An 11,118-nucleotide genomic window follows, 5' to 3' on the forward strand; every position below is an offset into this window, starting at 1 on the left:
GCTTCATCTAATCCTCCGGGGTGATGCCGTGTCGTCCCGGAGAATTTATCCTCTGTTAGGGTTAAGGTTCCGCTAAATGCCCCGCGTCCAGCCGTTTTCCCACGGCCAGCCGGTTTATTCGCCGGCAGCCAGATGCTGGCGGGGCGGCTTCTGGGCGTGAACTTCCTCAGCGACAAGGAAGGCCAGTTCCAGCGCCTGGCTGGCGTTGAGGCGGGGGTCGCAATAGGTGTTGTAGCGGTCCGAGAGGGAGGCTTCGGTAACTGCGGATACGCCGCCGACGCATTCGGTGACATCGTCGCCGGTCATTTCGATATGCACGCCGCCGGCATAGGTGCCCATGTCGCGGTGGATTTCGAAGAAGGACTTCACTTCGGACAGGACACGGTCAAAGGGCCGGGTCTTGAAGCCGGTGGAGGCCTTGATGGTGTTGCCGTGCATTGGATCGGAACACCAGACCACAGTACGCCCGGCCTTCTGCACGGTCTCGATGAGGCGTGGCAGGTGATCGTGAATCTTGTCGGAGCCGAAGCGGGCAATGAGCGTGATGCGGCCGGCTTCGTCGGTCGGATTGAGCCGGTCGAGCAGGCGCAGCAGGTCGTCACCGGACAGCGTCGGACCGCATTTGATGCCGATGGGGTTCTTGATGCCGGCGAAGTATTCGACATGGGCAGCATCGGGCTGGCGGGTGCGGTCGCCGATCCACAGCATGTGGCCGGAGGTGGCGTACCAGTCATTGGTGATGGAGTCGCGGCGCGTCAACGCCTCTTCATAGCCGAGCAGCAGGGCTTCGTGGCTGGTGAAGAAGCTGGTCTGGCGAAGGGCCGGGGTATTATCCGGATTGAGGCCGAGGGCGCCCATGAAGGTGATGGCATCGTCAATCTTGCGCGCCACTTCCTCGTAGCGCGGATACCAGTTGGAGCCCTTCATGAAGCCCACGGTCCATTCGTGGATGCGGGTCAGTTCCGCATAGCCGCCCATGGAGAAGGCGCGCAGCAGGTTCAAGGTGGCAGCAGACTGCCGGTATGCTTGCAGCATACGGTCAGGATCTGGCACGCGCGACTTCTCGGTGAAGGCGATGTCGTTGATGATGTCGCCGCGATAGGAGGGCAGTTCGACGCCGTCGATCACTTCGGTGTCCGAGGAGCGCGGCTTGGCGAACTGGCCGGCAACGCGGCCGACCTTGACCACGGGCTTGGATGCGCCGTGGGTCAGCACCACCGCCATCTGCAGGAAAACGCGGAAAAAGTCGCGGATATGGTCGGCGCCGTGTTCGGCAAAGCTCTCGGCGCAATCGCCACCCTGCAACAGAAAGGCTTCCCCGCGGGCGACGGAAGCCAGGCGGGCCTTGAGATCGCGGGCCTCGCCGGCAAAGACCAGCGGCGGAAAGGTCGCGAGCTGGCGTTCGGCTTCGACAAGCGCCGCCGGGTCCGGATAGGCCGGAACCTGGGAAATGGGCTTATTGCGCCAGCTATCGGGGGTCCAGGTGGTCATCTCGGCGGTTCCTTACGCAAGATCACTTGCTGCTGCGGGCGGAATACCAAGGGTGGCGGGGCGGGACAAGAGGAAAGGGGCTGGCCATTGGTCGAACGGAAGCGCCGCCTGTGGTGCGGGTTTCGGATGGTTCGGTGCCGCTCACGCCTATCGGAGAGCGATGATGGCGAGGCCGCGGCCTCGAATTGGATAGTAGAATGGTGAGGTCGCGGTCTCGCCATCACGCCGGGATTTTTCACACACGCATCGAGCGGCCGCCCTTTCGGATTTTATCGTGTCGCTCCGCCAGGGGGTTCGTGCCATTCGAGCGTAGCTCGCATGGCCTTCTACCCTCAAATCTCTCCACTGGAGAGATTTGCCCTGCGGGACGGCGCGAAGCCGGTGGTCAGCATACATGCGGGAGCCTGGCGACCCATGCTCCCCGGCAGTCTTGCCCGCTCATCACTCGTCATGATCGCGCTCTGGCGGGAAGATGGGGACATTGTGCCTGAGGTTTGGCAGGCGGGGATAAGTTTGTGGTGATACCCGAAAGGCGAGCGGGAGTGGAGCTTTAGCCCCTCCCGCACTGTGAGACTTTCGCGTTGAGCGTGCGGCTTCACCCCCTCCTACCTCCCCCATCTAGGGGGAGGTTTCGCTCCACTCGTGGGGTGCGATTGAGTCCCATCCACTGAATCGCACCTCCCCCTTGATGGGGGAGGCCGGGAGGGGGTGGGGCCGCCTCGTCTGGAGCCCGGGAGGGTTTGCCGCTTGCGTGGTGGCTGGCCTACCCGCCGTTCTTCTGTCCGCCCCGGTAGGTGTAGGTCGGGGCCTTGAAGGTTACCAGTTCTTCGGCGGCGGAGGGGTGGAGGGCCATGGCGCGGTCGAAGTCGGCCTTGGTGGCGCCCATGCCCATTGGGATGGCGACGAGCTGGATCATTTCGGCGGCGCCCGGCCCCAGGATGTGGCAGCCCAGGACCTTGCCGCCGTCCGTTTCGGTGATGAGCTTCAAAATCATGCGCTCGGTGCGGGTGGATAGCGTGTTTATCATCGGGCGGAAGCGGGAGAGATAGACATCGATATCGCCATGGGTGGCGGCCTCGGCCTCGGTAAGGCCGATGACGCCGATCTCGGGTTCGGAGAACACGGCGGTGGGGATCTGGGAGTGATCAACGGCCATGGGATTGTCGTTGAACACCGTCTCGGCGAAATACCAGCCCTCGCGGATGGCGACGGGGGTGAGCGCGGCGCGGCCGGCGACGTCGCCCACGGCGTAAATCGAGGGCACCGAGGACTGCGACCAGGCGTCGACAGCCACTGCGCCCATGGCGGTGAGCTTGACGCCGGCCGATTCCAGACCGAGGCCCTTGACGTTGGGGGAGCGGCCGGTGGCGAACATGACGGCGCCATAGGGTGCGGTGACGCCGTCGCTGAAGGTGGCGGATATGTTGTCCCCTGCCCGCGCGAGCGACTTGATCGTCGTCTGGTAGATCAGCTTGATGCCACGGTCGATGAGGCCGGCTTCCAGGCCGCGCCGCATATCGTCGTCGAAGGTTCTGAGAACGCAGTCGCCGCGATAGACGATCGTGGTGTTGACGCCGAGGCCGGCGAAGACGGTGGCGAATTCGACGGCAATATAGCCGCCGCCCTCGATGAGGATCGAATGCGGCAGGGCCGGCAGGTCAAAGACTTCGTTGGAGGTAATGGCCAGCTCGGCGCCGGGGATGGGCGGAATAAAGGGGTGCCCGCCAGTGGCAACGAGGATGTATTTGGCGTCGAGGTTGCGATCCTGGCCGACCAGATGCACGGAATTGGGGCCCGTGACCACGGCGCGATCCTTGATGATCTCGACGCCGGGCTTTTCCAGGTTGGCCGTGTAGGCGTGTTCCAGGCGGGTGATTTCCTTTTCCTTGGCGGCCACCAGGGTGGGCCAATCAAAGGAGGCATCGACCTGCCAGCCAAAGCTCGATGCGACATCGAACAGGTCGCGGAAGCGGCTGGCATAGACATAAAGCTTCTTGGGCACGCAGCCACGGATCACGCAGGTGCCGCCGACGCGGAACTCCTCGATAATGGCAACCCTGGCGCCATAGGTCGCGGCCATGCGGGCGGCGCGGACGCCACCGGAGCCGGCTCCGATAACAACGAGATCAAAGCTGGCGGTCATGGAGGTCCCCTGGAATGATCGTAATTCGACGATGGATGTAGGATGGCGCTTCGCACAAAAAAAGACCCCGCACAAGGCGGGGTCCGATAACTGCCATGCGTCTGGCGCCTATTGCTAGACCTCGAAGCCCTTGGCGCGCAGCTCGGCACGGACCTTGGCGAAGAATTCCGGGCGGGTATTGTTGGTGAAGACCTGCAGCACGGCCTGCAGATCGCTGTTCACCTCGGTATTGGCCTGCGCCAGCTTCTGGCCGGTCGGCGAGTCGTAGAAGGCCACGATCTCCTGCAGCTCCTCGACGGTGAAGCGCACCGCGTAGATGCGGGCAAACTGGTCGAGCAGCTCGCCCTTGCGATTGCGGTATTCTTCCAGGATCTTGCCGACAGCTTCGTCGGTTTCATCCACCAATTCGGGATTCTGCGTCACGATCTGACGCATGGTGCCGATGCCGATTTCGACAAGGGTGATCTCGTACACCGCGGCGCGGTCGGTCAGTTCGATATATTTGCGGGCGAGAGCCAGTTGCTCGGGTGGCACTTCCTGGGCCATGGCCGGCAGGGAAAGGGCGAGAATAGCGACGCTCAGCGCCAGCGCTACCAGCGCCTTGGCGCGCATCATAATACCGGTCATCGTTGAAAAACCCATCTTGTCTCGATCCATCAGTTTCAGCCAGCCGAAAGCGTTTCTACGCCATCCGCGGTCGCCACATAAGCCGTCTTGCACATTTTGAGGAACAGCCCGTGCTGCACTACCCCGGCGATATCGAGCAAGTCGCGCGATAGCGCTTCTGGTCGCGAAATGCGGCCAAAAAAAGCATCGAGGATGAGGTGTCCGCCATCGGTTACATAGGGGGTGCCCGGCGCCGTCTCGCGCAGGCGCAGCTCGCCCTCGGCGCCATGACTGGCCATGACATCGGCCACGGCGCGGCGCGTGGCGCCCTGGCCGAAGAGGTTGACCTCGATGGGCAAGGGAAAACGCCCGAGCGTTTGCACCAGCTTGGAGCCATCGGCGATGACGATCATGGCGTCGGAAGCGGCCGCGACGATCTTTTCGCGCAGCAAGGCGCCGCCAGCGCCCTTTATGAGGTTGAGCTGGGGATCGATCTCGTCGGCGCCATCAATCGTTACGTCGAGGCGGTCGAGGGTTTCAAGATCGGACAGCGGAATGCCGAGCGAACGGGCCTGCTGCGCCGTTGCCTCAGAGGTCGGCACGCAGAGGCAGTCAAAGCCCGCGGCGACTTTCTGACCGAGCAGGTCGACAAAGTGGCGGGCGGTCGAACCCGTGCCGAGGCCAAGCCGCATGCCGGGCCGTATGCCGGCCAATGCCATGGCGGCAGCCTGGCGTTTCAAATCCTCGCTCATCGTCGCCTCGCGGTGTTTTGCACGCCCGCAATTGCAGGGGTTCGGCCGCGAGTCAATGCCACCAAAGGCGGTAGATCACGGATTGGTGAGTGGGCACTGTAACTTGCTGGCAACACATATTGGCGAAGGTGGGGCGGGTGTGGCGATTTCGAGGCGAACGCCTCTTTCCGCACTATCGCAAAACGCGTAAGCAACCGCAATTCTTGGGGCGGACGAATCAATATCCGTTCTATTTCAGAGGCCACAGTCGTCAGATGTTCAATATCAAGTCAGCGATAGCAATCGGGCTGTCGATACTCTTGTCGGCGAGCAGCGCCATGCCTGCTACCGCGGCGCTGGTATATGACCCCAACAGCGCCAACTGGGTCGAGGCAAGCGAGATAGCGCAGCGCGCGCGCCCGCGCTCGGGCAGCCCGGTCCGCAAGGAAATTGTGACGTACCAGACCAGGCACAAGCCGGGCACCATCGTGATCGAGACCGGCGAGCGCCGGCTCTATCTGGTGCTCGATGACGGCAAGGCCATGAAGTACGGCGTCGGCGTCGGCCGCGACGGCTTCACGTGGTCGGGCACGCACCGGATTACCCGCAAGGCCGAGTGGCCAGGCTGGACCCCGCCGCCGCAGATGCGCAAGCGCGTCCCGGACCTGCCGGCCTTCATGCCCGGTGGCCCCGACAATCCGCTTGGTGCGCGCGCGCTTTACATCGGCTCGACGCTCTATCGCGTCCACGGTACGTCCGAGCCCTGGTCGATTGGCCAGGCGGTCTCGTCGGGCTGCATCCGCCTCACCAATGACGATGTGGCCGATCTCTATGAGCGTGTTCAGGTTGGGGCGACCATCGTCGTCAACCACTAACAGCTTTAAGCTTCGTAGAAATTGCCAGAAGGACCGCCAAAGGGCGGTCCTTTTTTCTTGGCTGCGGCTTTGAAGGCGGGGCAACAGGCTGTATGTTTGCTGCATGACCAATGCCACGCCCCCCGTCCGCCCGCTTATCGACCGCTATGGGCGGCATGTGTCCTATCTGCGCATTTCGGTGACGGACCGGTGCGATTTTCGCTGCGTCTATTGCATGGCGGAGGACATGACCTTCCTGCCCAAGAAGGATGTGCTGAGCTTTGAGGAAATCGAAGCCATCGCGGGCGCCTTCATTGCGCGGGGGACGAACAAGATCCGGCTGACTGGCGGCGAGCCGCTGGTGCGGCGCGATATCATGGACCTTGTCGCCACGCTGGGGAGGCGGATCGGCAAGGGGCTGGACGAATTGACCCTGACCACCAATGGAAGCCAGTTGCGCCGGCATGCGCAGGGGTTGGTCGAGGCCGGGGTGCGGCGGCTCAACGTGTCGCTGGATACGCTGGATGCGGACCGCTTCACCGCCATCACGCGGCGCGGGCGGCTTGGCGACGTGCTTGGGGGCATTGACGCAGCGCAGGCAGCCGGCCTCGCGATCAAGATCAACATGGTGGCGATGCGCGGCGTCAATGACGACGAGATCGAGCCGATGATGGCATGGGCGCATGGACGCGGCATGGGGCTGACGCTGATCGAAGGCATGCCGCTGGGCGAAGTGGGCATTGACCGGGTCGACAGCTACCTGCCGCTGCGCGAACTGCACAACACGCTGGCGCGGCGCTATACGCTCACCAAGCTCGACAAGCGCACCGGGGGCCCTGCCCGCTATGTGCATGTGGCCGAAACCGATGGCGTGCTCGGCTTCATCACGCCGATGAGCCACAATTTCTGCGAAAGCTGCAACCGCGTCCGGCTAACGGCGACGGGGCAGCTTTTCCTCTGCCTGGGGCAGGACGATCAGGTCAATCTGCGCGACGCATTGCGCGAGGGTGGCCCCGAGGCGCTCGATGCGGCGCTGGATCACGCCATGCTGATCAAGCCCAAGGGGCACGATTTCGTCATCGACCGGAGCCGGCCGGAGCCGGCGCTGGGACGGCATATGAGCGTGACGGGTGGTTAGCGGCCGTCGGCCCGTTCCACCAGTTCAACCAGGATGCCGTCGGGGTCGCGGGTGAAGGCCAAGCGCTTGAGCACTTCGTTGTAATAGGCGGCGCGCGGTCCTTCGATCATCGGGAAACCCGCCGCCTCAAGCCGCGCGACAATTGGATCGAGGCTGTCAAAGGCAAAGGTCAGGTGGCGAAGGCCAGCCTCGTGCGGCGGGACATCGCGCGAACGGGCAACGTCGGCAATTGGACAAGCGACTTCGAGCATGCCGCTACCCGTATCGAGAAACGCCACTTCGCCGCGATCGTAATGCTTGCGGAGGGCCACGGTGAGCCCGAGCAGACCGCAATAGAAGGCGATCGCCCTGTCCAGGTCGATCGTCGTGGTGCCGACATGTTCAAAACCGAGCAGCATTTACTTGTCGTCGTCCACGACTATGGCAAAATCGAGCGGCAGGGCGGTGGTGTATTTGATCTGACCCATGGCGAAGGCCGAGCTGACATCGGTCAGATTGATCCTGCTGATGAGCTTCTTGTAGAAGGAGTCATAGGCGCCAATGTCGGGCACCACGACGCGCATCAGGTAATCGACCTCCCCGCTCATGCGGTAGAATTCGACCACTTCAGGGAATTCGTCGATGACGCCCGAAAATTTGCGCATCCAGGTGTCGTTGTGCTCGTTGGTCTTGACCGAGACGAACACCGTTACGCCGACATTGACCTTGGTGGGGTCAAGCACTGCGACACGGCGCTGGATGACACCGTCTTCTTCCATCTTCTGGATGCGGCGCCAGCAGGGCGTGGTGGACAGGCCGACCTTGCGACCGATTTCAGCCACCGGCATGGTCGCGTCTTTTTGCAGCAGAGTAAGTATTTTCCTGTCGATCTTGTCCAAAGCCATACCACCCCCGCGAAATCAGATTTCTAATTGCGCCCAAAATCAGCCCGAAATCGGCCGGATAACTGCCACATCCGGGCGAGATTAGCAATAATCTTGCGTCACAGAAGTGGATACACAGTCTCCATGACTCGTTAACCAGCGGCCCTAAATTCGGGGCCAAAAGGTCGGCAGCCAGCCAAATGCACCCTGCGGCCGGGCATGGTCATCCCGCCAGTCCCTGGGTGTATCAAAACCGCCGGCCCAGATGCCGGCGCGACGCTGGCGAGCGGCCGCCTCCTCGGTCCAGTAGCGGCCGGAGGAAATGGCCAGCCCCTCCGCCACCATGACGGCACCGAGGTCGCTGCCGCCGGCGGTGCAGGTGGCCAGGAGGCGCCCGTACTGGTCCGTATCCTCGGGCCGACACTGCACGGCGCCGCCGGACAACAATGCTGCCATCCGATCGCGCGCCGCGCGCCCGCAGGGCCAGGGCCGGCCATCCGCCCCATCACAATCCTGGGCCAGTTCCGGCGCGTCGAGGCCGAGCAGACGGATGCGCGCCTCGCCCAGCCGGAGACTGTCGCCGTCGCTGGCGCGCGCCTTACCGGCAACAGGTGGCAGGGGCTGATCAAGCACCGCCGCGAGCAGCGCGGCGGCGGCCAGAATGACAATTGCCAGCACGGCTCCGCGCCGACCGCGAAAGAGAGAAAAACGATACAGTTGCCGACCCCGGATTTCACCGCCCGTTAACTACGCGGTCGCTAGTGTTGCGCCTAGCGTAGCGAATACCGTTTCTATTCGCATTATTTAGTAACGAGTAACGAGTTCATGGTGTCCCAGCCGGCTGTCATCGATGACGTCCGTTCGCAGATGGGACGTGACGGCAAGCGCGCTGCACAGAAGACAGTGCTCGACGCGCGCCAGCGTCTCACGTCCAGTTCAGGCACCCGCGCCGATTACGACTTCGAACTGATGCGGGACTATGCGCAGTCGCGGCTCGACGCCGCGCTGCCGATGGCCGCCATCGTGGCCATCCTGTCCATAGTGGCGAGCTTCTGGGTGCCGGTGGTGTTCGCGTCGCTATGGGCGGGAATGGTGATCCTGAGCCTGCTGATCGTCGTGCTGATGGCGCAACGCTTCAGGAATATCGACCCATCGAAGTTCAATGCCGGAGAGTGGACGACCAGCTTCGTCGTCGGCGAGACGATCTATGGCCTGGCCTGGTCGCTGCTGGCCCTGTTCACGCTGGTGGCCGAGCCGGAAACCCTGACACCGGTCATGTTCGCGATGGTGCTGGTGAGCGTCGCCGCCAATGCTGTGGCAACCCACACCTTGCCGCTCGCCACGCTGATGAGCACGCTGCCGGTGACGGTGACGGTTTCCGGCAATCTGATCGTGCTAGGGGGTACCCTCAACTACACGCTCGCAGCAGTGGCCATTTGCGGCGAATTGTTTTTCGTCTACCTGGCGCGGCAAATGCACAGCACCGAACTCGAGACCATTTCCCACCAGGCGGAAAAGGACGCGCTGATCAGCGAACTCGAGGAGGCGCGGCAGATGTCGGAGGAAGCGCGCCGGCATGCCGAACAGGCCAATATCGCCAAGTCGCAGTTCCTCGCCACGATGAGCCATGAGCTGCGTACGCCACTCAATGCCATTATCGGTTTTTCCGAGGTGCTGAAATCCGAGCTGTTGGGAGCCCATCAGGTGCCGCAATACAAGGAATATGCCGGCGACATCCATGGCAGCGGCCAGCATCTGTTGAACCTGATCAACGAGCTGCTCGATCTCAGCCGCATCGAAGCGGGCAAATACGAACTCAACGAGGAAGTGGTCTCGCTGGTCGATATTGCCGAGGACTGCCGCCGCATGATGGAACTGCGTGCCAAGGCCAAGGGCATCGACCTGGTCTACAATGTTGGCAACAATCTCCCCAGGCTATGGGGCGATGAGCGGGCCATTCGCCAGGTCGTGCTCAACCTGCTGAGCAACGCCATCAAGTTCACGCCGCAGCAGGGCAAGGTTACGCTGGTGGTGACCCGCAGCGCCGATGGCGGCCAGATGGTTTCGGTCAAGGACAACGGCCCGGGCATTCCCGAGGACGAAATCGCGACCGTACTATCCTCGTTCGGACAGGGATCGCTGGCCCAGAAGACCGCCGAGCAGGGCGCCGGCCTCGGCCTGCCCATCGTGCAAAAGATCATGGAACTGCATCAGGGGCGCTTTGACCTGTTCAGCAAGCTGCGCTTCGGCACCGAGGTGATCGCCACCTTCCCGCGCGCCCGGGTTATGGATGCGCTGGCGCCGGTGGTGGAGAAGAAGAACCGCCTGGAGATCTATTCGCAGGTGGGTTAGCACCGGGTGCGAGGTCCACGGAGTAGTCCCAAGCACCGCATAGGCCCCCCTCACCCGGCGTTACGCGCCGACCTCTCCCCCAGAGGGAGAGGTGGAAGAAGGCCTAGCCTTCCTTGCCGCTGACGGCGGCGCTTTCGAAGGTGGCCATGTTGCTGTGCAGGTGCAGGGCCGTCTTGGCCAGCACAGCGGCGAGGGCCGCGCCACTCCCCTCCCCCAGACGCATGCCCAGATCGAGCAGCCCCTTCTGCCCCATGGCGGCAAGAGCGCGGGCGTGGCCGGACTCGGCAGAGGTGTGGGCGAAGAGGCAGTGGTCGATGGCGGCCGGGTTAACCGCGTGGGCAATGGCGGCGGCGCTGGTGGCGACGAAACCGTCGACGATCACCGGGACCTTCTGGTGGCGAGCGGCAATCAGGGCGCCCAGCATGGCGGCGATCTCGCGGCCGCCCACGCGGGCGAGGATGGCGAGCGGATGATCGAGTTCGCCAGCGTGGCGGGCCAGAGCGCGATCGACTGCATCGGCCTTGCGGGTGAGGCCGGCATCATCGACGCCGGTGCCGCGACCGACCCAGTCGGCGCCAGTGCCGCCATAGAGGGCAGCATAGATGGCGGCGGCGACGGTGGTATTGCCGATGCCCATTTCGCCGATGCAGATCAGGTCCGGCTTGCCGGCGATCGCTTCCATGCCATAGGCGATGGTGGCGGCGCACATCTTGTCATCGAGCGCCGGCTCAAGGGTGATATCGCCGGTGGGTAGTTCCAGCGCCAGCTCGAACACGCGCAGATTGATTTCGTGCAGCGCGCATATCTGGGAGATGGCCGCGCCGCCATTGGTGAAATTGGCGACCATCTGGGCCGTGACTTCGCGCGGGAAGGCAGAAACGCCCTGATCGGTGACGCCATGATTGCCGGCAAAGATGGTGACCATGGGATTGTCGAGCCG

Annotated in this window: 11 protein-coding genes; 3 read left to right on the forward strand and 8 right to left on the reverse strand. The window is 63.2% G+C overall.

What is annotated here, in order from left to right:
• Positions 1 to 114 precede the first annotated feature (114 nt).
• The 4 genes from V6M52_RS10130 to rpiA form a co-directional block, all read right to left on the reverse strand.
• The gene (locus V6M52_RS10130; RefSeq protein ID WP_332700930.1) at positions 115 to 1,491 is read right to left on the reverse strand and encodes a class II 3-deoxy-7-phosphoheptulonate synthase; all 1,377 of its coding nucleotides are present in this window, start codon (positions 1,489 to 1,491) and stop codon (positions 115 to 117) included.
• 763 nt (positions 1,492 to 2,254) lie between these two features.
• Positions 2,255 to 3,634, reverse strand: a complete 1,380-nt coding sequence (gene gorA, locus V6M52_RS10135; protein WP_332700931.1) for a glutathione-disulfide reductase — start codon at positions 3,632 to 3,634, stop codon at positions 2,255 to 2,257.
• Positions 3,635 to 3,748: 114 nt separating this feature from the next.
• The gene (locus tag V6M52_RS10140; protein WP_332700932.1) at positions 3,749 to 4,261 is read right to left on the reverse strand and encodes a DUF2059 domain-containing protein; all 513 of its coding nucleotides are present in this window, start codon (positions 4,259 to 4,261) and stop codon (positions 3,749 to 3,751) included.
• 35 nt (positions 4,262 to 4,296) lie between these two features.
• Positions 4,297 to 4,992 carry a ribose-5-phosphate isomerase RpiA gene (gene rpiA, locus V6M52_RS10145; protein WP_332700933.1) on the reverse strand — a complete coding sequence of 232 codons (696 nt, stop codon included), beginning with the start codon at positions 4,990 to 4,992 and terminating at the stop codon, positions 4,297 to 4,299.
• Positions 4,993 to 5,309: 317 nt separating this feature from the next.
• Here rpiA and V6M52_RS10150 point away from each other — a divergent pair, with 317 nt between their 5' ends.
• Positions 5,310 to 5,846, forward strand: a complete 537-nt coding sequence (locus V6M52_RS10150) for a L,D-transpeptidase (protein ID WP_332700934.1) — start codon at positions 5,310 to 5,312, stop codon at positions 5,844 to 5,846.
• A 103-nt stretch (positions 5,847 to 5,949) separates the two neighbouring features.
• Positions 5,950 to 6,963: a GTP 3',8-cyclase MoaA gene (gene moaA, locus V6M52_RS10155; protein ID WP_332700935.1), complete on the forward strand. Its 1,014-nt coding sequence runs from the start codon at positions 5,950 to 5,952 to the stop codon at positions 6,961 to 6,963.
• Here moaA and V6M52_RS10160 read toward each other — a convergent pair.
• From V6M52_RS10160 to V6M52_RS10170, 3 genes are all read right to left on the reverse strand, one after another.
• The gene (locus V6M52_RS10160; RefSeq protein WP_332687598.1) at positions 6,960 to 7,361 is read right to left on the reverse strand and encodes a VOC family protein; all 402 of its coding nucleotides are present in this window, start codon (positions 7,359 to 7,361) and stop codon (positions 6,960 to 6,962) included. The two genes, moaA and V6M52_RS10160, sit on opposite strands and share 4 nt — an antisense overlap.
• Positions 7,362 to 7,841, reverse strand: a complete 480-nt coding sequence (locus V6M52_RS10165; protein WP_332687602.1) for an Lrp/AsnC family transcriptional regulator — start codon at positions 7,839 to 7,841, stop codon at positions 7,362 to 7,364.
• Between the two features lie 150 nt (positions 7,842 to 7,991).
• Positions 7,992 to 8,504 carry a thermonuclease family protein gene (locus V6M52_RS10170; protein ID WP_332700936.1) on the reverse strand — a complete coding sequence of 171 codons (513 nt, stop codon included), beginning with the start codon at positions 8,502 to 8,504 and terminating at the stop codon, positions 7,992 to 7,994.
• A 147-nt stretch (positions 8,505 to 8,651) separates the two neighbouring features.
• Here V6M52_RS10170 and V6M52_RS10175 point away from each other — a divergent pair, with 147 nt between their 5' ends.
• Positions 8,652 to 10,178 (forward strand): sensor histidine kinase, encoded by a 1,527-nt coding sequence (locus tag V6M52_RS10175; RefSeq protein WP_332700937.1) that lies wholly within the window; start codon positions 8,652 to 8,654, stop codon positions 10,176 to 10,178.
• A gap of 103 nt (positions 10,179 to 10,281) precedes the next feature.
• Here V6M52_RS10175 and cobT read toward each other — a convergent pair.
• The coding region (gene cobT / locus V6M52_RS10180; protein WP_332700938.1) for a nicotinate-nucleotide--dimethylbenzimidazole phosphoribosyltransferase at positions 10,282 to 11,118 on the reverse strand (837 nt) is incomplete at its 5' end.

Origin of the sequence: Devosia sp. (assembly GCF_036676215.1) — a bacterium.
Classification (GTDB): domain Bacteria; phylum Pseudomonadota; class Alphaproteobacteria; order Rhizobiales; family Devosiaceae; genus Devosia.